The organism is Corynebacterium sp. 20-84 (assembly GCF_053479455.1).
Genome location: NZ_JBRBCB010000001.1, coordinates 133687 through 156204, shown reverse-complemented (window position 1 = coordinate 156204; position 22518 = coordinate 133687). Strand labels below are relative to the sequence as shown.

Sequence of the window (22518 nt, the reverse complement as noted above, 5' to 3'; positions counted from 1 at the left end):
CGTCTAGCGGCAGAGCACCTCGCGCGCCAGCATGTCCATCGGCATGGAGCCGAGGCGCAGCGCCCTATCGTGAAATTCGCGCAGGGTCATGCCCTTCTCGCAGGCCTTTTCGCGCAGGTCCATCCAGTCGCGGTAGCCGAGGGCATAGGAAGTGGCCTGGCCCGGCCACCCCATATAGCGGTCGAGCTCAAAACCTAAGTTCTGCTCGTTCATGGCGGTGTTATCGCGCAGGAAAGCCTTGGCGTAGGAGGCGTCCCAGTGGCCGGTGCCGTCGGGGGTCTTCTTGCCCAGGTGAACACCGATATCGACAGCCACGCGCGCCAGACGCATGCGCAGGGAATCGAGCAGGCCCATGCGGTAACCGGGGTCGTCGAAAAAGCCCAGATCCTCCATCAGAGTCTCGGCGTACACGGCCCAGCCCTCGCCGTGGGCGGCATTCCAATTCAGAGTGCGGCGCCACAGGTTCAACGTCGAGCGCTGCGTCATCGCAATGCCCTGCTGCACGTGGTGGCCCGGCACGCCCTCGTGGCAGATGCGGGCGAGCTCGTGCCAGGCGTGGAAGCCGTCCTGGCCTTGCGGGACGGACCACCACAAAATGCCGGGGCGCGCCAAATCCTCGGACGGGGCGGTGTACATCATTCCGCCAGTGCTGGCGGCGTCAACGCGGCAGTCGAGGTGCTTGACTTCCTCCGGCAGGGTGAACATCTCGCCGTCGAGGCGGCTGATCATCTGGTCGGAGACTTTCTGCATCCATTCCACCAACAGATCGTTGTCGGTGAGGGTGTAGGCGGGGTCTTCGTCGAGGCGTCGATAAGCGCCGCGCGCCGTGCACTCCTCGCCGAACAGCTCGTGCGCAACCTTTTGCTGCTTCTCGACGATCTGTGCCAGCGCGTCCAGCGACCAGCCATACGCCTCATCGAGGTCGATCTCGCGACCGAGGAAGTACTGCGAGAACAGTTCATAACGGTCGCGCCCGACTGAATCCTGGTGGGAGGCCAGCGGCGCGAGCTCCGTCGAGAGCCAATCCGCCATCTCCGCGAAAGCGCCCTTCGCGTGGGACACCGGCTCCGAATCGAATTCCAGCCCCATCGACTCCAGCAAAGAGCCGTCTTCCGCGAGCGCCTCACACTGGCTGATCACGGCATCGATCTGGCGTTGCGAGGCCACATCGCCCTGCCCCGCCGCCTCCGCCAACGACTCCCGGTACCCGGCCAGCGAACGCCGCACCCGTAGCATGCGCTCCGCCAAGTTGTCCAGGTCCTCTTCCGTCTCCTTCGGCATGACGGTGAGCGCGTTGCGGATGACCTGCACCGGAGAGGTGACGTTATTGAGCATGCGCAGGTTCTCGCCGCGGTGGTGCAGCTCCAACTCCACCAGCATGCGGTCGCGCAGGATCGCGCCGGTGACGTAGTCCACCTCGTCGAAATCGTCATCGTCGTCGGAGGCGTCGGTGCCGTCGTGAAGCGCATCGACGTCCGCGATGAGGTCGCGGATCCGGTCCGCGATGTCGTTCCAGTGCTCCGGGCTGAAATCCTGCAGCTGGTCGTCGTGGCCGGGGATGCCGAGCTCAGTGGCGAGCGTCGGCGAGAGCTCGGCGAGGTCGTAGACGAAATCTTCGCACGTCGCGTCAAGGAGCGATGGGGCGCGTTCACTCATGAGTGCAGAGTCTAACCGTGTGGAGGGTGTTTCCGCATTCGGGAGGCGGGTCCGGCACTGCCAGAACCCCGCTAATAGTCCGCTTGGTTCAGATATTCAGGCCCCCTTGTGGACAACATGGTCTAGTTTCCCTCTAAGATGGAATGCATGAAATCCTCGTGGTCTGCGTTCTCACGCCCCCAGAACCCAGCCGCCAAGTGCTTGCAGTTGGTGAGACTGAACACGGTGACGTCGAGAAGCGAGCTTGTTGAAGCGACCGGTCTGTCCCAGCCCACGGTCACCCGTGCCATCGCCGCGCTCATCTCCGCCGGCTTCGTCAACGAGCGCATGGACTTGTCGAAATCAACCGGCCGCGGCCGCCCCATCATCCCGCTCGAGCTCGCCGAATTAGAGCCCGTCTTCGCCGGAATCTCCGTGGGCACGACCGCTACCTACATCGCGCTCTTCGACATCAAAGGACGCACCATCCGCGACGTCGACGTCGAACTGCCCGTCGCGCATCTCAGCCAGGACGACTTCATCCAGCACATCATGGCCGGACTCAACCGCCTCATGGCGGACCTCGACCGTCCGCTCGCGACCGTCGGCGTGACCACATCAGGCGCCGTCAGCCCCGACGGCGTCGTCAACGCGCCCAACCTGGGGTGGCGCGATGTCAACATCGGCGCGCAACTGAACGAGCAATTCTCGGTGCCCGTCACCGTCTCGTCGGCAGTCGCCGCGATCATCGGCTCCGAAATCCAGTCCGGCGAAATCATCGGCGATGCGCCCATCATGGCGATCTTCGCCGACGATTCCATCGGCGCGGCCATCACCGAAGACAAACGCGTCGTGCCCATCGCCGTCGACCGCGAGGACCTCACCACGAACGGTCTGCTCCGCAACATCAGCAAACAAGGGCTTTCGCTTATCGACGCCATCCAGCTCTCCCACACCCACCCCCACATCCGCGCTGCCCTTGACCGCCGCGCTTCACACCTCGGCGGTGTCGCCGCGAGTCTGATGACTCAGTACGGTGCGTCCACGCTGGTCGTTGCCGGCTCCGCCTTCATCGACGACCAGAAAGCCCCCGCGCGTTTCGCTCGCACCGTCCGCCAGACCCTCCAGGACGGCGAGAACGCCCGCCTGCGTCTCATCCCCACCCACCGAGAGATGGTGCGCGATATTGCCCGCGCCGTCGCACTCGATCTGGTGCTTCGCGAGCCTTTGAAGGTGCAGCTGCCGTAATCCGGCGCTGCCTAGACCACGCCGAGTTCAGCCCGCTGCAGCCCTGCCCACCTGCGGGAACGTGCGCGGTTACGCCGCGCCTTTTCCACGAGGGCGTAGGTGATGAAGATCGCCAAAAACGCCAGCGCGGCGGGCACGTACATCCAAGAGAAGCCTCGCTCGGGGTTGAATTCCCACAACAGGTTCGCGGCGACGCTAATACCCACGAAGGGCAAGCAAACAAGGACGAGGGCGCCGACGGACAGCAGCCCCGCGAACTGCCAGCGCGCGGCGTTTCCCCTGGTGAAATGAGCTGCGGCCTGGTTTGCGGCGACGAAGACGGACACGGCGATTGGCACGATCCACACCCAGTGGTGGTACCAGGTGAACGGGGAGACGAGGCACGCGCCGAAGCCGGTGATGCCGACGGCGACGGGCAGGCAGTCGAGTTTGACGGCCAACCATGCGGCGAAAGCGACCACGGCGATGGCGAGCAGAACTGTCAGAAGCCACTTGTCGTCGGATTCGATGCCGAGGTTGCGCACCAGCACGGATTTCAGGGATTGAGCGCCGGAGTTGAAGTGGTCGCCGACGCGGCTGGAGTTGAAGATGGCGTCGGTCCAAAAGGATTTGGCGTCGGGGACGACGAGGAAGCCGAGGCCGACGGTGACGAGGAATGTGATGAAGCTTCCGGCGGCAGCCCACCAGCGGCGCTGGATGAGGAAGAGAATGCCGAAAAACGCAGGGGTGAGTTTCACGCCGGCAGCGAGTCCGACACCAATGCCGGGCAGGCGGTACTTCAACGGCAGGAAGTCGAGGCAGACGAGCAGCATGAGCACCACGTTGACCTGGCCCCAGAACAAGGTGGCGTGGAGCGGCTCGGTGCCGAGCAGGAAAAACGCGGTGAGCAGCGGAATGATGAGAAGGAAGGACAGTGGGTTGATGTCCACTTTGAGGCGCCGCAGGACCATCCAGATGACGACCATGACGCACGCGATGGTGGTGGTGTGCCAGATGAGGGTGACGGAGGCGTCGTCAAGCATGCTCACCCAGGCGAAGATCATGCCGGCGAACGGCGGGTACGTGAAGGGGAGATCGTTGAAGATATTGCCTTCGTAGAGGTTCACGCCGTCGGTGACGCGTTCGCCGCCGCGCATGTAGATCCACAGGTCGAGCGGCACGTCGGTTTTGAAGACGCTCTGGAGGACTGCGAAGTTGGCTGCGTAGCGCAGCGCGATGAGCACCACAAGCACACTTAGGCTTGTGATCACGGTCATACGTCCTGCCAGCTGTTTCACTCTTTGAACGCTACCCCGGCACGCCCGGGATATGGGTCGATGGCGCGCTAAATGTCGAGGGCATCCAAAATCGCGTCGAGGGCGTCGCCGACGTCGGTGCGCCACACGGCATCGGCTTTCGTGTCGGCGCGTCCGGGCCCGCCGTTGATGACGGCAACGGGTTTGCCGGCGGCGCGCGCGTCGAGCACGAGCCGGTACCCGCTCATCACAGCAAGGGAGGTGCCCACTGCGATCAGCGACGTCGACGCATCCAGCCACTCGCCGACCGCTTGACGACGCCCCCTCGGCACGTTCTCCCCGAAATACACCACGTCCGGTTTCATGCGCCACCCCCCGCACTGCGAGCACTCCACCATGGTGAAGGCGCGGACTGCTTCCTCAGGCAGCTCGACGTCGCCGTCAGGGTTGATCATGGTGTCATCCACCAGGACTGTTTGCAGGTAGCCCGGGTTGGCGCGGCCAAGGCGGGCGTCGAAAAGCGTGCGTGTTTCTTTGAAACCGCAATCGAGGCACACCACGTGGTCCATGTCCCCGTGGAGCGCGATGACGTTGCGCGAGCCGGCTTGGGTGTGGAGCCCGTCGACGTTCTGCGTGATGATTCCGCTGATCAGACCGGCTCGCTCCAGCTCCACGAGCGCGAAATGCGCGCGGTTCGGCGAGGTCGCGCGCATCTGGCGGATGCCGACGAACGCGCGCGCCCAATAGCGGCGGACCGACGCCCGCGAATGCGCGAACTCCTGGTACGTCATCGGGCGGCCCTTCGATAGGCGCCCGCCCGGGGAACGATAGTCCGGGATGCCCGACGCCGTGGACACCCCTGCACCCGTGACGACCAGCGCCGGACCATTCCGTAACAGGTCCGCAACGAAGTCGAGCGCCTGCTGCGGCGGCGTCGGTGTGGCGGTCTCGTGCACGACGCGTTCGATGGAGCGAATCGCGCTGCGGTGCGCGAGCTCGACCGCGGGGTCCGTGAATTCGGGCTCGGGGAACGAGGCGTCCTCCTTGCGGGGCGTCAACGGAACGGGACCTCGCCCTGGGCGCGGCGCAGTTTGCGTGTGCGCAGGCGCTCCGGGTGCTTGGCCAACCGCTCCACGGCGCGCACCGCGCACATGACGTGCGCTTCCTTCGAGTTGGAGTAAAAGGCCTGGGCGGCTGCCGGCAGTTTCGGCACGGCGTGCAGCGGCAGGTCCGACACGGCGAGCAGTGTTCCGTACGGGACGCGGTAGCGGTACCCGTTCGCGGCGATGGTGGAGGATTCCATGTCCACGGCCGCCGCCGTCGAATTGCGCAGCCACTCCCACAGGTCGCGCGGGGCTTGCCATTCCCAGTTGCGGTCGTCGGTGGACAGCACCGTGCCGGTGCGCATGAGCGACTGCTCTTCTTCGCCGTAGATCCTCTTCACGGATTTCTCCAGGGTGCGCTGGATTTCCGGCACGGCGGGAATGGGCGTTTCGGGGTCGATGTGGCTGTGCAGCACGTGGTCGCGACGCTCGTAGGCGTTGCCCAGGATGAGGTCACCGATGCGCATGCGGGCGTCCAGGCCGGCGCAGTGGCCGATCATGATCCAGCATTCGGGGCGCAGAACAGCCAGACAGTCTGTGATCGTCTTGGCATTCGACGGGCCGACACCGATATTGATCATGGTCACGCCGCTATTGCCGTCGGCCACGAGATCGAAGCGCGGCATCTGGTACTTCGAGGCGAGGTCCATGGCCAAAGCGTCGATGCCGTCGACGTCGCCACGCTCGATGCGCGTGCCGTTGGGGAGGATGAGGGCGTGGTAGCGCGTGGCATCGTCGGCAAGCTGGCTCAACCCGAATTTCACGAACTCGCGCGTGTGCATCTCGTAGTTGGTGAAAAGGATGAATTTCTGCACCGAATCGACCTCGATGCCGGTGTAATGCTCAATGCGCGCGCAGGCGATGTCGAAACGTTGCGGCCCGAAGTGGAACAGGGGTTTCTCGGGGCCGTGGAAGGCATCCCAGTCGCCGTCGATAATTGCGTCGTGGACATCGTCGAGCGTGGGGCGCGGAATTGTCGCGTCGGTCCCGCGCTTTGCGCCACGGATGTACTCGGGCGCGATCCCGATGTCGGAGTAACCGACCGAGATCTCCGCGTCGTAATTATCTGTCAGGCACCGCAGTTGATGGCGGAGGTAGCTCGACATGAGGTCGGGACGCGACAACGCCGCCGAGTACACGCCCGCTTCGTCGACATAACCGAACGGTTCGGAGCGGTCGATCGGCTTCCATTCCTTGATCTCCACCGCGATCTTGGGATACAGCACCTGCGCGTAATCCCCGCCGCCACGCGCGCGTTCGCAGGCAGCGGCATACAGCTCGATCAGCTTATCGACGGCCCCGTCAACGCTTCCCACAACCTCTAACGCTCCCATGCGCCCAACCCTACTGAAACACAGAAATTGACGGGCTAAAGTTCTTTGCTGTGATCAACACCGCATCTAGGAAACCCCGCTTGGCATCTCTGCTCGCCCTGTTTCCACTGGTTCTCGCCTCGTGCTCTGGGCCGTCAGAACCCGCTGCGCCCGCTCCGCCGTCCGCCCCCGCCGAGGCACCCGCGCCCGATGCGAGGCCGAACCTCGACGGCATCGACGGAAAGGTCGCCGAGATCGAGGCCGCCACCAACACGCAAACAACCTTTTCGCTTTTCGACGGCTCCGCCTCCACCAATTCCGGCTCCGGCGGCGCCCTTCCCGCCTGGTCCACCATCAAGGTCCCTATCGCCCTGACCGCCTTAGAGCACTGCCCCGACAGGGACTTCGTCCTCGAGCAGACCACCGCCGCCATCGAGTGGTCGGATAATGACGCCGCTTACTACCTCTGGCGCTGCCTCGGCACCGACGCGGAGGCGAGCCAGCTCGTCGGCGAGGAGATCGCCAAGGCTGGTGTGTCTGTCCACGTCGAACCTGCTTTCGGCGTGACCACTTGGCCCGTCCCGGCTCAGGCCCGCTACGCCCAATACTTGGCGTCTGTGCCCGACGACAACCCCGTCATCCAAGAAATGCATAAGATCAACCCCGAGCACAGCTACGGGCTGGGCACTATCGCCGACATTCCGTTCAAGGGCGGCTGGTCCGATGCCGACGACGCTTCTTTCCACGTCCGCCAGCTCGGCTTCTTCACCATCGACGGCACCGATTACGGCATCGCCATCGCCGCCCGCTCCGTCCTCGGTTCCGAGCAGGATTGCCAGGAGGCTCTGAACCAGCTGGCTGCGTTGCTCGCCGAGTCGACAGACCAGCTTCATCTGAAACAGGGCACCGAAGGCGAGCAGGGCGACCAGGCCCAACTCGGTGAAGGAATGAAAGAAATGCCGATGATTCAGAACGAGGAGAACGAATGACACCAGGATTAGAGCACACGACGATCGAGCTGCTGAAACAGCTCATCCGCAACGCTTGCGTCAACGATCTCACCGCGGATTCGGGCAATGAGGTGCGTAATGCGCAGACCCTCGAGGATTTCTTCGCGGACGCCGGCGACAGTGTTGAGGTGCGCCGCTTCGAACCGCACCCCGGCCGCGTCTCCGTCGCTTTCACCGTTCCCGGCAGTGACCCGGATGCCGAACCGTTGACGCTGCTCGGCCACACCGATGTCGTTCCCATCGACGAGGAAAAGTGGACTCAAGATCCCTTCGGCGCCGAGGTCGTCGAGGCGGAAGACGGCGCCCGGATCTACGGACGCGGTGCCACCGACATGCTCTTCATCACCGCGTCGATGGCCGCTGTGACCAGGGAAGTCGCACTTGAGGCACAGGCTGGAAATCCGCCGCGCGGCACCCTCACCTTCGTCGCTTGCGCCGACGAAGAGGCGCGCGGAGGTCTCGGCGCGGGCTGGATCGCGAAGAATGAGCCCGAGGCTTTCAGCTGGCGCAACTGCCTCTCGGAAACGGGCGGGTCGCATATCCCGGTGCAGGATTCGGACGGCGGCGACGCGATTGTGGTGGTCGTCGGTGAGAAAGGCGCAGCTCAAAGGCGCATCACCATTCACGGGGACGCGGGGCACGGCTCAGCGCCGTACGGCCGGGAGATCACGGTGGGGTTGATCGGTGAGGTGGCGCGTCGATTAGCGGCGATCGAACCGGACGTCGTGTCCGACGACCTCTGGCAAGGCTACGTCCGCTCCTTCCGCTTCGACCCCGACACCGAGGCGGCGCTCATCGCGGGCGAGAACTACGAGGCATTCGGCCCGCTGGCGCGGTACTCGCACGCCATGAGCCACCTCACCGTCTCCCCCACCGTGCTGCGTGCCGGCGGCGCGATCAACGTGCTCCCATCTGCCGCATATGTGGAGCTGGATATCAGGCCGTTGCCGGGGCAGGGGCAGGGAGACGTCGATAAGCTGCTGCGTGAAGCTCTGGGCGACCTGGCCGAACGCGTCCACATCGAGCATTTGATCACCGAAGAAGCGACGGTCTCGCCTGCATCGGGCCCGCTTTACGACGCCATCGTGGACACCTACCGCGAATTTTTCCCCGCCGCCGACATCGTGCCCACCATTGCCGCCGGCGGCTCCGACCTGCGCTTCGGTCGACGACTCGGCGGTGTCGGCTACGGCTTCGCCCTCCACGCCGCCGGACGCGGATTCGGCGAAGTGCTCGACCAGCTCCACTCCCACGATGAATTCGTCCACGTTGAGGACGTCAAACTGACCGCACGCGCATACCGTAGCCTTGTGCGGCGCTTCCTGGGCGTTTAATTTTTCTCACCAAAGGACCTGTGCGGGGTGGTGCCCGTGCATTATCTTTGGGGACTATGACGACGCTGCTTAACCAGGACAATTCGACCAAAACCATCAAAAACCCTGCTGACGGCACCATCGTCGGCACGACGAACTACCACTCGGCGGACACCGCCCGCGAGTACATTGAGCGCGCCCGCGCCAAACAGCCCGAATGGGCCGCAACCCCGGTCAAAGAGCGCAAAAAGATCATGCTGCGCTACCACGACCTCGTGCTGAAGCACCAAAAGGAACTGCTCGACCTCATCCAGGACGAGAACGGCAAGAACCGCCGCTCCGCCTTCGAAGAGGTGCTCGACAGCGCGCTGACCGCCCGCCACTACGCATACCGCGCAGGCAAACTGCTCAAGAGCGAGGGCGCGAAAGTCGCCCTGCCGATCGCCACGAAGACCCGCGTCGAGCATGCGCCCGTCGGCGTTGTGGGCATCATCGCGCCGTGGAACTACCCGCTCGTGCTCAGCCTTTCCGACGCCATCCCCGCGATCCTCGCCGGCAACACCGTCGTGCTCAAACCCGACTCCTCTACCCCGCTGACCGCGCTGCGCGCCGCTGAACTGTTCGCCGAGGCTGGCCTGCCGAAGGACGTGCTCAACGTCGTGCCCGGCTCCGGCCGCGAAGTCGGGCAGCTGCTCGTGCAAGAAACCGACTACCTGATGTTCACCGGTTCCTCTGCCACCGGCGCGAAACTGGCTGCGCAGGCCGGTGAACGCCTCATCGGTTTCTCCGGCGAGCTCGGCGGCAAGAACCCGCTGATCGTCACGGCCGACGCCGATGTGGACAAGGTCGTCAGCGGTGTCCGCCACGCCTGCTTCTCCAACACCGGCCAGCTGTGCATCTCCATTGAGCGCATGTACGTTCATCGCGCCGTGGCTGACAAGTTCATTCCGGCGTTCGTGCGCTGCGTCGAAAAGATGCGTATCGGCGGCGGCCACGACTGGGACATCGACATGGGCTCCCTCATCAACGAAGACCAGGCTGACACCGTCGCTGAATTCGTCGACGATGCCGTGAGCAAGGGCGCGACCGTCGCCACCGGCGGCAAGCGCCTCACCGACCTCGGGCCCGCGTTCTACGCCCCGACCGTTCTCCTCAACGTGCCCGAAGATGCGCGCCTGTACCGCGAAGAAGTCTTCGGTCCAGTCGTCTACATCGAGGTCGTCGACTCCCACGAAGAAGCCATCGCCAAAGCGAACGACACCGAGTACGGATTGAACGCCTCCGTCTTCGGTAAGCCGTCCACCGCCCACGAGATCGCGTCCCAGCTCCAGGCGGGCACCGTGAACATCAATGAAGGCTACGGTGCCGGCTGGTCCTCCATCGGCGCGCCGATGGGCGGATGGAAGCGCTCCGGCGTCGGGCGCCGCCACGGCGACGGCGGCCTGCTCAAGTACACCGAATCCCGCACGGTTTCCGAGCAGCGCATCGTTCCCATTGCCGGCCCCGACGGCATCGCCCCTGAGCGGTGGGCGCAGGCCCTGACCTTCGCTCTCAAATACGGCCGCGACCTCATGCGCTAGTTTTCGGGCGCGCCGAACTGGCCGTGGACATGCCTGACTCACGCGATGAGCGTGGTCAGACTGTGTCTGCGGCCGTTTCGCTATTTCCCGAACAACAGGTGCATCGCACCATATTGGTGTGTGCTGTTCGCCACCGGTGTTCCGCGCGGTGAAACCCATATCGGTGTCCCATCGCGCACCTGTATTCGACCCCTGTTGTGCCTGTCCGGATCATCATCGTTGGTGCGGTTGTGATACCTGCACAACACCGACAGGTTGTTCATGTTCGTCTGTCCACCGCGGGCCCAGGGTTCGATGTGGTGGACCTCGCAGTTATCAGCAGCATGCCGACAATCTGGTACCGGACACGTCGTCAGTGTTGCCCGGGCGAGGTCGCGTTGTTTCTTATTGGCGAACCGCTTCGTGTTGTACAGGTTCACCGGGCCCACCTGAGGGTGGAAGAGTGCCACCTCAAGGTCCTTGGAGTGGTGGTGGGTCAGATACTCCGCACCAGTCATCGTCGTGCCATCAGACAGCCCCAGGATGGTGTCATCGCCCTGGCCGCCAAGGATTGAGATGTAATCCGCCAGCGGGATCTGGACCAGTGGGCGTGGAACAGCATCCGCAACAGCACCGTCGTTGTGCAGCAGGTCGTGAAATGCCTCATACATCTGCGGGCCCTCAGGACGGTTAGCGTCCAGTTTTTGGCGCAACGCGTACTCAAGAGCAGCGATATCACTCGCATCACCAGTAGCACTAAAAGTGCGCTTACCTTTCCGCTCCTTACCAAACCGCACCGCCGACTCAGGGGCAGGTGTATCCACCTCAGGAACGATGTCTTTGGCGCGGCGCTTCAACGTCTCGTAGTTACCCCGCACCGACAACAACGCCAGGCGGATCTTCCACTTCTCCTTCTCCGAGCCCAACGGACGGACTTGTTGTTCGATGAACAAGATCTGGTCTAGTGATTTACCGGTTTCGCGGGCGATGCGTACCGCCTGGGCCTGCTTGCGGGTGGAGCGGGTCGTGCCGAAGTAGGTCTCGTGGGCTTTTTCCCACTCGATATAGGTGGTGGGTTTGACGCCGGCAGCCTGAGCAGCCTGGCGGTCGAAACCGGCCAGGATGTCCATCGGACTGCCGAGTGTTGTTAAAAACGCGTCAAAATCGTTCACAGCACAAACGTTAAACCGCGCGCAACCCATCGTCTACGAAACAATGTCTACTTCAGTAGACATCGCCCAAACGAGCAGGTCACAAGGGGTGAAAAACGAGCAAAACCGGGAGAGCGGGGCAGGCGCGGCCTAGTCGATCGGGTTGAACAGCGGGCTTAGAGGGTCCACTCGTAGACGGTCTCGGCGGCGGGATCCGCGGAGCGGATGCGGATGCCGGGGGCGGGGGCGAGCCAGGCGTCGATAAGCAATTGCTCGTTGTCGGTGAAGACGCGGTAGCTGATGGTCTCGTTGGTTTTGTCGAGGACCTCGATGTCAGCGCGGGTGAGCCACGGGTTGCGGCGGCGCAGACCGATGAGTGCCTGGTGTTCGCGGAAGATCCAGGCGCCGAGGTCGGCAAGCTCGGCAGGGGTCGCGGGCAGGGCTGGGCGGACGGCGTCGTCGGCGCTGAAGCCTTCGCCGCGCGTGCCCTCGAAGCCTTGCTCGTCGCCGTAGTAGATGCTGGGCATGCCAGGCAGGGTCATGAGGATCCCTAAGGCGAGGATTTCTTTGTCCTGCCCGATTTTGCTGGCGATGCGGTCGACGTCGTGGTTGCCGATGAAGGTGTTGGTGAGCAGCTCACGGGAGACGTCGCGGTGGCGGTCAAGGGCGTGGTCGAGCTCCCAGAAGTTGGCGTCGTGAAGCGAGCTCCAGATGGCTTTCCACAGTTCGTACTGGGTGACGGCGTCGAGTGTGCCGTCGCCGGCGATCTGGACGTAGTCGCCGTGAATGACTTCGCCGAGGAAGAGCGCGTCGGGGTAGTCCGCGCGGACGCGGGCGAGCACGTCGGACCAGAATTCGGGCGGGACGGAGTACGCGACGTCGAGGCGCCAGCCGGCGATGCCGCGCGCGAGCCAGAATTTCATGATGTCGACGACCATGTCGCGCACGCGTTCGTCGTCGTGATGGAGCGTGGCCAGCTCGTCGTGCCCCTCCCAGTTCGTGCTTCCAGCAAGGCCCATATCGACGGCCGCGTGGGTCACCGCCACATGATTGAACACGCCGTCGAGCATCACCTTGATGCCGCGCTGCCTGCAGGCGTCCATGAGCCAGTCGAAGTCCTCGTTGGAGCCCAGGCGCGCGTCGATGCGGTAGTGGTCGAGCGTGTCGTAGCCGTGCGCGACGGACTCGAAAATGGGGCCGAGCAGCAGACCGTCGCAGCCGAGTTCGATGAGGTAATCGAGCCAAGGTCCGAGCTGGCGGAGGCGCGGTGCGGCATCTTCGGCGCGGTTGGCGTTGTCGCTGTCGCGGTCCCGGATCGGGGCACCCGTGGCGCCGAGTGGGTAGATATGCCACCAGATCGTGCTGTCCAGCATGATTCCTCCTGCCTATAGCGGCGTCGACGTGTTCCAACCCGATGTTAGTGTTCTCGCCAAGGTTGAACAGGGCGCACGGCGGCGGCTGCCGGTCGCGCTTACAGCTAGTCTCCCCGGTTGATCAGCGGTTCGAGGCGCTGGCGAATACGTTCGTGCCACCGTTCGGCTGCTTCCTCGAAATTGGGGCGCAGGCCGCGGTGAGTGAGGTGGACGCGGGTGCTGCCGTTTTCGTCTTCGTCGAAGTCGAAGATGAAATCCTCACCGGTGGGCTCGCTGTGGAGAACAACGCGCTGGGCTTCGTCGTCTTGGTCGACGGTGAACTCGCCGGCATCATCGTCCTCCCACCAGTCCTTGGGCTGGGACACGACGCTGAAGGCGTCCGTGCGGGAAGCGGAAACCGTGAAAGAGTCGGTGAAATCATGGATGGATTCGACAGTGGTGCCGTCGGAAAACTCGTAGTCCGGCATGGCGTTGTCGGGGTCGTAGACAGCGACGTCGAAGCCGTCCTCGCGGAATTGGCGCAGACCTTCCTTGATGATGCGGCGGCCGGCCAAGTTGAACGACGTCACGTGGGAGAAATCGAGGACGAGCTCATCACCGACAAGGTCGCGCTCCACCAGCTCGTGGAGGATCTGCTCGGCGGCGGTGAAGTTGATCATGCCCTGGAGTTCCGCGACGTGGGTGTCGCCTTCGCGGCGCACCGACCGGATGCCCGGCGCGGAGTAGTAGTGCGAACCCATCATGTGCAGGCCGAGGGACTTGGAAAGGCGGCGGAAGATCTCCACGCCGCGGACGGAATTGCCCTTCTCATTCAGGCGCGGGGACAGGGACGCAGCACCGAGCTGGCCGGGCAGAGTTCCGATGAGGCCGCCGGCCACGCCAGATTTCGCGGGGATGCCGACGGTGGACATCCACTTGCCGGAGCCGTCGTACATGCCGGCAGACGCCATGACGGACTGAGTGAGGCGGCAAGCTTCGGAGCTGAGGACTTTCTCGCCGGTGACGGGCTGGACACCGCCGTTGGCGAGGGTCGCAGCCATGACAGCCAGGTCTTTCACGGTGACCATGATGGAGCACTGCCGGATGTAGCTGGTCACTGCGTCGTCAACGTCGTCTTCGATGATGCCGTAGACGCGGAGCATGTGCGCGAGCGCCATATTGCGGTCGGCGGTGTCGAGTTCGGCGGTGATGATCTCTTCATCGAAACGCAAAGGGCGCCCCGCCAGCTTGGAAAAGACATCCAAGACCATGGCGGAGCGCTCTTCTACTAAGGCGTCGGTGCCGGCGACGAGTTGGTTCACGGCGATGGCCCCGGCGTTGATCATGGGGTTGGTGGGGCGCTTGGTGTCGTCGTCAAGCGAAAGCTCGTTGAAGGCCTCGCCGGACGGCTCCATGCCCACGACGCTGTGAACGTTGTCCACCCCTCCTTGGTCAAGCGCGATCGCGTACACGAACGGCTTGGAGATGGACTGGATGGAGAATTCGTACTCGTCGTCCCCAACGGAATAGAGATTGCCGCTGCGCGTGCACAGCGCGAGCGCGAGCTTGTCGGGGTCGGCGGTGCGCAGCGTCTCGATGTAGTCGGCGTTCTCGCCGTCGGTGATGTCGCGGACTTCGTCGAGGATGGCGCCCAGGTATCCGGGGATGGGGGTTGTCGGCATGCGCGCCAGTGTAATGGCGCACACGCCGCGAAGTTATGCCTTCAGGTCGTGCTCGTGGTCAGCGGGGCTGAGGACACGGAAGGACAGTGCGGCGAGTGCGGCGCCGACGAACGGGGCGAGGACGTAGACCCACAGGTTAGACACGTCGAAGTTGCCGTTAACGGACAGGCCGAGAGCGACAGCCGGGTTGAAGCCGCCGCCGGAGATCGGGCCGACGGCGAAAGCACCGGTCATGACGGTTGCGCCGATGGCGAGACCGAAGTAGGAGTTGCCGTCGTTCGCCTTTGCGGTGGCGACGTTGAGGACGACGAAGACGAGGAGGAAGGTGAAGATCGCCTCGACGATGAAGGCTTCGCCGGTCTGAATCTGGGCTGCTTCCTCGGGCATGGGCAGAGCGGTGCGGCAGATCAGAGCGCCGACGACTGCGCCGAGGGCCTGGGCGACCCAGTAGATGAGCATTTCGGTGGCGGTCATTGCGCCGCGGATCCAGGCGCCGAGGGACACAGCGGGGTTGACGTGGCCGCCGGAGATGTGGCCGGTGGCGTAGACGAGGACCATCAGGGCGAAGCCGATGGCGATCGGGGCGAAGTCGCCGGCCTGGGAGACAGCGGCAATGATGGAAAAGACAAACAGGAGGGTGGCCAGGAATTCAGCGCCTGCCTTGCGCGCGATATCGTTCATTGAGTTTTCTTTCAGCAGGTTGATATAGGTATAGCGCAAGACCCGCCGATTAAAGCTTTTGCTTATCGACGGGCCTTGCGTTCGTGCCCGGGGGGGGACTTGAACCCCCACGTTCTTGCGAACACTGGCACCTGAAGCCAGCGCGTCTGCCAATTCCGCCACCCGGGCGGGCGACTAAGTAAACATAGCACGCACCCTCCCAAATCCTCCAAATTCACTGGCAGACGGCGGTTTTCGGCTTTACAGCTATGTTGTGGGAACCAGGAACCCTATACTATCTGTCGAAACATTACTGCTGGGAGTGCACGCATGAGAGGAGGTGTGGGCAGATGGGACTGATGGACCGGTTGGCCAAAGTCGATAGTTCGCTGCAGCGCGGACTGGATAACGGCTTCGCCGCTGTCTTCGGTGGACGCGTTGTTCCGGCGGAGCTGGAGGAGCTGCTGAAGCAGGAGATGCACGACGGGCTATTCAACAACGAGTACGACGAGACGATCACGCCGAATGTGTTCGCGATCGGCGTGTCCAGCAAGGACTTGGAAAACTTGTCGCAGGACCCGGACCTGCCCACCAATCTCGCGGGGCAGCTCACCCGTTTCATCCGCAATCAGAACATCGGCTTGTACGGCCCCGTTGTCGTACGCGTGGCGGAGGAATCCGGTCTGCGGACCGGACAGCTGCGCGTGTCGTCGTACGTGGACGAGGAGCCGGATGTCGAGAGCGGGTTCGACGCGATTTTGTCCGACCGTTCCCCACACGCCCAGGAGGCACACGCCATGAACCAGCCCCCCGCGATGGCCGCACCTAACGGCCCCGCTGTGAGTCTGCTCCTGTTGGACGGGTCGTCGCGCACGTACCCGGTGCACGAAGGGTCCAATATTCTGGGCCGCTCCAATGACTGTGATTTCCGCCTGCCGGACACGGGAGTGTCCCGCCAGCACGCGGAGATCATCTGGGACGGCACGGCAGCGTTTCTGGTGGACCTGCAATCCACGAACGGCACGACGGTCAATGACCAGCCGGTGGACAACTGGGAACTCGCGGACGGGGACGTGATCACGGTGGGCCACTCGAATATCGAGGTGCGCATCGCAGGCACTCGCCCTTACCCTGGCCCCGACGGCGCGGGTGCGCAGTAAGGTGGCTATCTGACCCATGGATTCTGCATTGATGCTCGGGGCCCGCTTCGGCCTCCTTATTCTTCTGTGGCTGTTCATCTTCGTGGTTCTGGCTGTGCAGCGCCGCGACATCAGATCAGCTGAGGTGGCGCAGCGCCGGACTGCGAGTGTGGCGCCGGCGCCGGCGTCGACGCGCCGCGAAAAAGCTCAGGAGGTCGTCGTGGTGGAAGGCCCGCTGCGTGGCTCCCACATGAATATCTCCACGGTGGAAGACCTGTCGCTGGGCCGCGCCGACGACAACGACTTCGTCCTGGGAGACGATTTCGCTTCTTCGCGCCACGCCCGCTTGTTCCGTCGTGGATCGGACTGGTTCGTGGAAGACTTGGATTCTCGTAACGGCACGTTTGTCGGCGGGATCCGCATCGACCAACCTGAGCGCGTCCAGGTGGGTACCGACATCAAAATGGGGCGCACGATTGTGAGGTTGATGCCATGACGAACCTAAAGCTCAACTTCCACACCGCCTCCGACCGTGGGCTGGTACGCGACAATAACGAGGACTCGGCCTATGCCGGTCCTCACCTGCTGTTGCTCGCTGACGGCATGGGCGGCCACGCCGCTGGTGAAGTCGCCTCGCAACTCATGGTCGAGCACATGCAGCACCTCGACCGCGATCCGGAAGACGCCGACACATTGGCGCTGCTCGGCGCGGCTGCCGACGACGCAAACGCCGCGATCTCCGCCTCCATCGAGGAGAACCCGGAGCAAAACGGCATGGGCACCACGCTCACCGCGCTGATGTTCGACGGCGAGAACATGGGGCTCATTCACGTCGGCGACTCCCGCGGCTACCGCCTGCGCGACGGCGAACTCAGCCAGATCACCGAAGACGACACCTTTGTCCAGTCCCTGGTCAACGAAGGAAAGCTGAAGCCGGAGGACGTGTCCTCCCACCCGCAGAAATCCCTCATTCTCAAGGCGTACACGGGCCGCCCGGTCGAGCCGCATCTGGAATTGCTGCCGGTCAAGGCGGGCGACCGTTTCATGCTCTGCTCCGACGGACTGTCCGACCCCGTCACCCACTCCACGATGGAGTCCATGCTGGCCGAAGGCACCCCGGAAGAAGCAGTCACACGACTCATCGAACTGGCGCTGCGTTCCGGCGGCCCGGACAATGTCACATTGGTCGTGGCCGATGTCGTCGACACGGACGACGCAGACGGCCCGGAGTTGCCCACCGCCCCCGTCATGGCGGGTGCCCTGATCACTGGCGAAGAATCGACGCACCCGGACACCGCTGCGGGTCGCGCCGCGAAGCTGGTGGGGGCGAAAAGGGACAAGGGGGAGTCGTCGATAAGCAAAAAAGAGGAACCCGCGTCCGACGATGAGGAGGATCACCGAGGCCGCTCTGTGTGGCCGTGGGTGATCGGCGTTCTCGCGGTCGCGCTCGTTGGGCTCGGCGGCCTGTGGTGGTTCGATTCCGCGCGCAGCGACACGTATTTCGTGGCTGTCAACGACCGCGATGAATTTGTCATCGAGCAAGGCATGAATACCGCTGTTTTCGGCCGTGACATGCACGAACCCGTCCAGCAGGTGTGCATCAACAACGATAATCAGATCCGTCTCGTCGACACCAACGACGTGCCGGACGACTGCAAAGCATTCGCGCTGACCGACCTGCCTGAATCCACGCGAAGCCGCGTGGACAATCTCGGCAGCGGGTCGTACGCGGACATCACGGACCAGCTCAATTCGCTTGCCGACGAAGCCCTGCCCACCTGCGTCGACGCCCCCGATGACGGCACCTGCCGGGAGGTGAAGTAATGCGCCAGCTATTCTCCCGCGGCCGCGAACTCTTCCTCTTGGTGCTCTCTGCCGCCCTCTTGCTGCTCATGCTCGTCGGGCTGGAACTGTCGCAGGGCAACGCTTTGACCGTCGACATGCTGTGGCTCGTCGGCGGCTTCATCGGCGTTTATGCGATCGCGCACGTGGCCATGTGCTACGCCGCGCCGCACGCCGACCAAGTCCTGTTGCCGCTGGCCGCGACCCTGAATGCGCTCGGGTTGGTGATTATCTACCGCCTCGATCTCGCGACGGATTTCGGGCTGGCCCCGCGCCAGATGATGTGGTCGCTGGTGGGCATCTTATTCCTCGTGGCCACGCTGCTTATCGTGCGCGACCACCGGCAGCTCACCCGCTACTCCTACCTGCTCGGACTCCTCGGACTGGTGCTACTCGCCCTGCCGCTCGTGTGGCCGCAGCCGCCGGACGCTGAGGCCCGCATCTGGATCTGGCTCGGGCCGTTTTCCATCCAGCCCGGCGAATTCTCCAAGATCCTCCTGCTGCTCTTCTTCGCGCAGCTGTTGGCGCAGAAGCGTTCCCTCTTCACCGTTGCCGGTTACCGCTTCCTCGGCTTGACGTTCCCCCGCCTGCGCGACCTCGCGCCGATTCTGATGGTGTGGGCCATCGCCATCGTCATCATGGGAGTGTCCAACGACTTCGGCCCGGCGCTGCTGCTGTTCGCCACCGTCCTTGGCATGGTCTACTTCGCCACCGGACGCGTCAGCTGGCTCGTCATCGGCCTCGGACTCGTCGCTGTCGGTGGCTTCGCCGTGTACAACGTCTCCTCGAAGATCCAGGACCGCGTCGCGAACTTCCTCGACCCGCTGGCCAACTACGACACCACCGGCTACCAGCCCTCCCAGGCCCTGTTCGGTCTGAGCTGGGGTGGCGTGACCGGCACCGGCCTGGGCTTCGGCCACCCGGAGATGGTGCCCGTCGCCCACGCCGACTACATTCTCGCCGCCATCGGCGAGGAGCTCGGTCTCGTCGGGTTGACGGCGGTGCTCATCATCTTCGCCATCATCATCAGCCGCGGCTTCCGCACCGCGCTCGCTGTGCGCGACACCTACGGCAAACTCGTCGCCTCGGGTCTGTCGCTGACACTCGCTGTGCAGATCTTCGTGGTTGCCGGCGGCGTCTCCGCGATGCTGCCGATGACGGGTCTGACCACGCCGTTCATGTCCGCCGGCGGTTCCGCCATCATGGCGAACTACATCCTGCTCGGCTTGCTACTGCGCATCTCCAACAACGCCAACCGGCCAGTGGAGGACACCGAAAACGCTGGCCAGCCTGAACTTGTGGGGGTGCGCTAGATGAATACGTCGATACGCTGGGGCGCTTTTGGCTCCATCCTCCTCACTGTCCTGCTGCTCGCGAATCTCACCTGGGTGCAGGGCTTCCACGAGGAGGAATACGCGCGCAACCCGCTCAACTCCCGCAATTTCATCGAAGCCAAGAAGGTCGAGCGCGGCCAGATCAACGCCGGCGGCCAGATCCTCGCCGAGTCCACGCCGGCCGGCGACGGTTTCTTCTCGCGGAGCTACCCGAATATGCCGTATTCCTTCGCGCCGGTCGTCGGCTACCTGTCGGACCGCTACGGCGCCGCTGGCATCGAATCCGGCTTCAACGCCGATCTCAACGGCGAATCCAGCGCGAAGGGCAACCGTTTCTTGCGCACCAGCAAGGACGGCCGCGTCGGTGATTCCGTCGAGCTGACCTTGGACCCGAAGACCCAGGCTGCGGCCTACGACCAGCTGGAGAAAAACGGATACAAGGGCGCGGTGGTGGCGCTGCGTCCGTCGACAGGCGAAGTCCTTGCGATGGCCTCCAACCCGTCGTACGACCCGAACTCCGTCGTCAACGAGGAGACCGCCGAAAAAACATGGGAGCAGCTTAACGACGCCCCCGACCAGCCCCTCCTCAACCACGCCACCCAGGACCAACTGCCGCCCGGCTCGATCTTCAAAATCATCACCACCGCCGCCGGCCTGAAGAACGGCTACACCCCTGACTCGAGGCTCACCGGCGAAGCCGCCATCACCCTGCCCGGCACCGAAGTGCAGCTGACCAACTACGGCGGCCGCCCCTGCGGCGGATCCACGACCACGCTGGCCAACGCCTTCGCGCTGTCGTGCAATACCGCCTTCGTGCAGATGTCCACCGAACTCGGCGACGGTCCGCTCCGCGAGGCCTCCACCGCCTTCGGCATCGGCGAAAACTACGACCTCGGCCTGCCCAATGCCGCTGGCTCCCTCGGCGACCTCGAGGACCTCGCTGCCGTGGGCATGTCCTCCATCGGCCAGCGTGATGTCACCATGACCGCACTGCAGGCCGCCGTCATGGCTGCCACCGTCGCCAACGAAGGCCGCCGCATGGAGCCACACGTGGTCTCCCGCGTGGTCAACCCCGAGATGAAGACCGTCCGGGAGATCCGCCCCCGCCAGGCCGCGGAAGCGCTAAGCAAGGAAGAAGCCGAGACCATCACCGAGCTGATGTTCAAGTCGGAGCGCAACACCTACGGCTACAACGGCAACAGCTTGGCCTCCAAGACCGGCACCGCCGAGCACGGCGAGAACCTTCCCCCACACGCCTGGTACGTCGCGTTCGACCCCGATAAGGACGTCGCCGTGGCCGTCGTGGTCAAAGATGGCGGCGGGCACGGCGAAGGCGCCACCGGCGGGCAGGTCTCGGCCCCCATCGGCCGCACCATCCTCACCACAGCCCCAGCCCCGAAAGACGACAAGCAGGACGAGAAAACCGCAGGAGGCGCTGAGTAATGCACACCGACAACCGCGCTGAACTCCAGGAGCTCATCGGCCCCGACTACGAACTCCAGTGGATCATCGGCCACGGTGGCATGTCCACCGTCTGGCTCGCCGACGACACCGCCAACGACCGCGAAGTCGCCGTCAAGGTGCTCCGCCCCGAATTCGCCGGCACCGAAGAGTTCCTCACCCGCTTCCGCAACGAAGCCAACGCCGCGAAGGGCATCCACTCCTCCAATGTCGTAGCCACCTACGACTACCGCGAGGTCCCCTCCCGCGAAGGCTTCAACGTCTGCTTCATCGTCATGGAATACATCCGCGGCGAATCCCTGGCAGACCTCATCGCCCGCGAAGGCAAGCTCGACGAAGCAATGGCCCTCGACGTTCTCGAGCAGGCCGCCCACGGCCTCGCCGTGATCCACCAGCTGGGTCTGGTGCACCGCGACATCAAGCCCGGCAACCTCATGATCACCCAGAACGGCAAGGTGAAGATCACCGACTTCGGCATCGCCAAGGCTGCCGCCGCCGTCCCGCTGACCCGCACCGGCATGGTCGTGGGCACCGCGCAGTACGTCTCCCCGGAGCAGGCACAGGGACTCGAGGTCTCCTCCGCTTCCGACGTGTACTCCCTGGCTGTCGTCGGCTACGAGCTGCTCACCGGCCAGCGCCCCTTCACCGGCGATTCCTCCGTGTCCGTCGCGCTTGCGCACGTCTCCAGCGAAGTGCCGCCGATGTCCACCACGATCTCCGCCCCGACGCGCGAGCTCATCGGCATCGCCCTGCGCAAGGATCCGAACACCCGCTTTACCAACGGCGCAGAATTCCAGCACGCCATTGCCGACGCCCGCGACGGCAAGCGCCCAGTCACCACCACGACCAAGCGTGCCGTGCCCGTCGAGCCGTCCCCGCAGGAATCCACCGCGCAGCTCGCCGCCGTCACCGAGGCGACCACCCTGCACCCGGAAACCCCGCTGCAGGAATCTCCCATCGCGGCGCGCCCGGCGCGGCGCCCCCAGCAGACAGCGCCCGCGCCCAAGAAAGAAAAGTCCGGCGGTGGCGGCGCCTTCGGCACCGGTCTCCTCGTCGCCCTTCTAGTCTTGCTTCTCGCCGGCGCGGCGGTGTGGGCTTATACCTCCGGTTTCTTCAATGATCTGACCGGCGGCAGCGAAGAGCCCACCACCCCGGTGACCAGCACCACGGCGCCCGAAACCGAGTCTTCCGCCCCGACAGAAACGGTGACCGAGACCCGCACCGCGGAAGAAACGACGACGTCTCGCGAGCGCCCGACCAAGTCGTCGCCGTCGACCCTGTACAATTCGCCGGAAACCGAACGGCCGAGCGAGGAACCGACGGAACCGAACGACCGGCCGTCCCGCCAGCCCTCCCAGCCGTCCCGCCCGACGCAGCAGCCGCCGGAACCGCCCGCCACGCAGCCGGAGCCGCCGGCTGACGGCGACCCAATTCCCAGCCTGGAGATCCCGGGACTGCCTAATCCGTAAACCACAAAGGAC

At 64.2% G+C, this 22518-nt stretch carries 17 protein-coding genes, 1 tRNA gene and 1 pseudogene; 10 read left to right on the top strand and 9 right to left on the bottom strand.

Annotation, left to right across the window (positions count from 1 at the left end):
• Positions 1 to 3 precede the first annotated feature (3 nt).
• On the bottom strand, positions 4 to 1656 hold the full coding sequence (locus ACUY2Y_RS00740; RefSeq protein WP_448324396.1) for a DUF885 domain-containing protein: 1653 nt from the start codon (positions 1654 to 1656) through the stop codon (positions 4 to 6).
• Positions 1657 to 1803: 147 nt separating this feature from the next.
• Between ACUY2Y_RS00740 and ACUY2Y_RS00735 the strand changes: the two genes are divergently transcribed.
• Positions 1804 to 2883 (top strand): ROK family protein, encoded by a 1080-nt coding sequence (locus ACUY2Y_RS00735; RefSeq protein WP_448324395.1) that lies wholly within the window; start codon positions 1804 to 1806, stop codon positions 2881 to 2883.
• 11 nt (positions 2884 to 2894) lie between these two features.
• On the opposite strand, the gene ACUY2Y_RS00730 is transcribed toward ACUY2Y_RS00735, so the two are convergent.
• Genes ACUY2Y_RS00730 through amn form a run of 3 tightly spaced genes read right to left on the bottom strand, consistent with a single transcriptional unit; the run spans position 2895 to position 6555 of the window.
• Complete coding sequence (locus ACUY2Y_RS00730; RefSeq protein WP_448324394.1) at positions 2895 to 4160, bottom strand: glycosyltransferase 87 family protein; 1266 nt, start codon at positions 4158 to 4160, stop codon at positions 2895 to 2897.
• A 47-nt stretch (positions 4161 to 4207) separates the two neighbouring features.
• Positions 4208 to 5176 carry a Sir2 family NAD-dependent protein deacetylase gene (locus ACUY2Y_RS00725; protein ID WP_448324393.1) on the bottom strand — a complete coding sequence of 323 codons (969 nt, stop codon included), beginning with the start codon at positions 5174 to 5176 and terminating at the stop codon, positions 4208 to 4210.
• Positions 5173 to 6555 carry an AMP nucleosidase gene (amn, locus tag ACUY2Y_RS00720; RefSeq protein ID WP_296146681.1) on the bottom strand — a complete coding sequence of 461 codons (1383 nt, stop codon included), beginning with the start codon at positions 6553 to 6555 and terminating at the stop codon, positions 5173 to 5175. The genes ACUY2Y_RS00725 and amn overlap by 4 nt, the downstream gene beginning before the upstream one ends.
• 50 nt (positions 6556 to 6605) lie before the next feature.
• Between amn and ACUY2Y_RS00715 the strand changes: the two genes are divergently transcribed.
• From ACUY2Y_RS00715 to ACUY2Y_RS00705, 3 genes are read left to right on the top strand one after another with little or no spacing between them, the layout of a single operon-like run.
• A complete protein-coding gene (locus tag ACUY2Y_RS00715; protein ID WP_448324392.1) occupies positions 6606 to 7523 on the top strand; it encodes a hypothetical protein in 918 nt (305 codons plus the stop codon).
• Positions 7520 to 8878: a M20/M25/M40 family metallo-hydrolase gene (locus ACUY2Y_RS00710; protein WP_448324391.1), complete on the top strand. Its 1359-nt coding sequence runs from the start codon at positions 7520 to 7522 to the stop codon at positions 8876 to 8878. The genes ACUY2Y_RS00715 and ACUY2Y_RS00710 overlap by 4 nt, the downstream gene beginning before the upstream one ends.
• A 56-nt stretch (positions 8879 to 8934) precedes the next feature.
• Positions 8935 to 10437, top strand: a complete 1503-nt coding sequence (locus ACUY2Y_RS00705; protein WP_259902366.1) for a succinic semialdehyde dehydrogenase — start codon at positions 8935 to 8937, stop codon at positions 10435 to 10437.
• A gap of 80 nt (positions 10438 to 10517) precedes the next feature.
• Here ACUY2Y_RS00705 and ACUY2Y_RS00700 read toward each other — a convergent pair whose 3' ends face one another.
• The 5 genes and pseudogenes from ACUY2Y_RS00700 to ACUY2Y_RS00680 all read right to left on the bottom strand — a co-directional run bounded on the left by ACUY2Y_RS00700 (position 10518) and on the right by ACUY2Y_RS00680 (position 15450).
• Positions 10518 to 11588 carry an HNH endonuclease signature motif containing protein gene (locus ACUY2Y_RS00700; protein ID WP_448324390.1) on the bottom strand — a complete coding sequence of 357 codons (1071 nt, stop codon included), beginning with the start codon at positions 11586 to 11588 and terminating at the stop codon, positions 10518 to 10520.
• 155 nt (positions 11589 to 11743) lie between these two features.
• Positions 11744 to 12940: an alpha-amylase family protein gene (locus ACUY2Y_RS00695; RefSeq protein WP_448324389.1), complete on the bottom strand. Its 1197-nt coding sequence runs from the start codon at positions 12938 to 12940 to the stop codon at positions 11744 to 11746.
• 416 nt (positions 12941 to 13356) lie between these two features.
• Positions 13357 to 14601 (bottom strand): annotated as a pseudogene (locus ACUY2Y_RS00690) (glutaminase); the annotation flags it as partial.
• Between the two features lie 33 nt (positions 14602 to 14634).
• Positions 14635 to 15282 (bottom strand): MIP/aquaporin family protein, encoded by a 648-nt coding sequence (locus tag ACUY2Y_RS00685; protein ID WP_448324388.1) that lies wholly within the window; start codon positions 15280 to 15282, stop codon positions 14635 to 14637.
• Positions 15283 to 15366: 84 nt separating this feature from the next.
• Positions 15367 to 15450, bottom strand: a tRNA-Leu gene (locus ACUY2Y_RS00680).
• Positions 15451 to 15611: 161 nt separating this feature from the next.
• Between ACUY2Y_RS00680 and ACUY2Y_RS00675 the strand changes: the two genes are divergently transcribed.
• From ACUY2Y_RS00675 to ACUY2Y_RS00650, 6 genes are read left to right on the top strand one after another with little or no spacing between them, the layout of a single operon-like run.
• Entirely contained in the window at positions 15612 to 16421 is an 810-nt protein-coding gene (locus ACUY2Y_RS00675) for a DUF3662 and FHA domain-containing protein (protein ID WP_210573581.1), read from the top strand.
• A 16-nt stretch (positions 16422 to 16437) separates the two neighbouring features.
• The gene (locus ACUY2Y_RS00670) at positions 16438 to 16896 is read left to right on the top strand and encodes an FHA domain-containing protein FhaB/FipA (RefSeq protein WP_210573582.1); all 459 of its coding nucleotides are present in this window, start codon (positions 16438 to 16440) and stop codon (positions 16894 to 16896) included.
• On the top strand, positions 16893 to 18224 hold the full coding sequence (locus ACUY2Y_RS00665; RefSeq protein WP_448324387.1) for a protein phosphatase 2C domain-containing protein: 1332 nt from the start codon (positions 16893 to 16895) through the stop codon (positions 18222 to 18224). The genes ACUY2Y_RS00670 and ACUY2Y_RS00665 overlap by 4 nt, the downstream gene beginning before the upstream one ends.
• The gene (locus ACUY2Y_RS00660) at positions 18224 to 19555 is read left to right on the top strand and encodes an FtsW/RodA/SpoVE family cell cycle protein (protein WP_210573584.1); all 1332 of its coding nucleotides are present in this window, start codon (positions 18224 to 18226) and stop codon (positions 19553 to 19555) included. Before ACUY2Y_RS00665 ends, ACUY2Y_RS00660 begins: the two co-directional genes overlap by 1 nt.
• Entirely contained in the window at positions 19556 to 21019 is a 1464-nt protein-coding gene (locus tag ACUY2Y_RS00655; protein ID WP_448324386.1) for a penicillin-binding transpeptidase domain-containing protein, read from the top strand.
• The gene (locus ACUY2Y_RS00650) at positions 21019 to 22506 is read left to right on the top strand and encodes a protein kinase domain-containing protein (protein ID WP_448324385.1); all 1488 of its coding nucleotides are present in this window, start codon (positions 21019 to 21021) and stop codon (positions 22504 to 22506) included. Before ACUY2Y_RS00655 ends, ACUY2Y_RS00650 begins: the two co-directional genes overlap by 1 nt.
• Positions 22507 to 22518: the final 12 nt, after the last annotated feature.

What these genes read in the sequence shown, in the direction of transcription:
- ACUY2Y_RS00740 (WP_448324396.1), bottom strand. Translation starts at nt 1,656, where the DNA reads ATGAGTGAACGCGCCCCATCGCTCCTTGACGCGACGTGCGAAGATTTC.
- ACUY2Y_RS00735 (WP_448324395.1), top strand. Translation starts at nt 1,804, where the DNA reads ATGAAATCCTCGTGGTCTGCGTTCTCACGCCCCCAGAACCCAGCCGCC.
- amn (WP_296146681.1), bottom strand. Translation starts at nt 6,555, where the DNA reads ATGGGAGCGTTAGAGGTTGTGGGAAGCGTTGACGGGGCCGTCGATAAG.
- ACUY2Y_RS00710 (WP_448324391.1), top strand. Translation starts at nt 7,520, where the DNA reads ATGACACCAGGATTAGAGCACACGACGATCGAGCTGCTGAAACAGCTC.
- ACUY2Y_RS00705 (WP_259902366.1), top strand. Translation starts at nt 8,935, where the DNA reads ATGACGACGCTGCTTAACCAGGACAATTCGACCAAAACCATCAAAAAC.
- ACUY2Y_RS00695 (WP_448324389.1), bottom strand. Translation starts at nt 12,940, where the DNA reads ATGCTGGACAGCACGATCTGGTGGCATATCTACCCACTCGGCGCCACG.
- ACUY2Y_RS00685 (WP_448324388.1), bottom strand. Translation starts at nt 15,282, where the DNA reads ATGAACGATATCGCGCGCAAGGCAGGCGCTGAATTCCTGGCCACCCTC.
- ACUY2Y_RS00675 (WP_210573581.1), top strand. Translation starts at nt 15,612, where the DNA reads ATGGGACTGATGGACCGGTTGGCCAAAGTCGATAGTTCGCTGCAGCGC.
- ACUY2Y_RS00670 (WP_210573582.1), top strand. Translation starts at nt 16,438, where the DNA reads ATGGATTCTGCATTGATGCTCGGGGCCCGCTTCGGCCTCCTTATTCTT.
- ACUY2Y_RS00665 (WP_448324387.1), top strand. Translation starts at nt 16,893, where the DNA reads ATGACGAACCTAAAGCTCAACTTCCACACCGCCTCCGACCGTGGGCTG.
- ACUY2Y_RS00660 (WP_210573584.1), top strand. Translation starts at nt 18,224, where the DNA reads ATGCGCCAGCTATTCTCCCGCGGCCGCGAACTCTTCCTCTTGGTGCTC.
- ACUY2Y_RS00655 (WP_448324386.1), top strand. Translation starts at nt 19,556, where the DNA reads ATGAATACGTCGATACGCTGGGGCGCTTTTGGCTCCATCCTCCTCACT.
- ACUY2Y_RS00650 (WP_448324385.1), top strand. Translation starts at nt 21,019, where the DNA reads ATGCACACCGACAACCGCGCTGAACTCCAGGAGCTCATCGGCCCCGAC.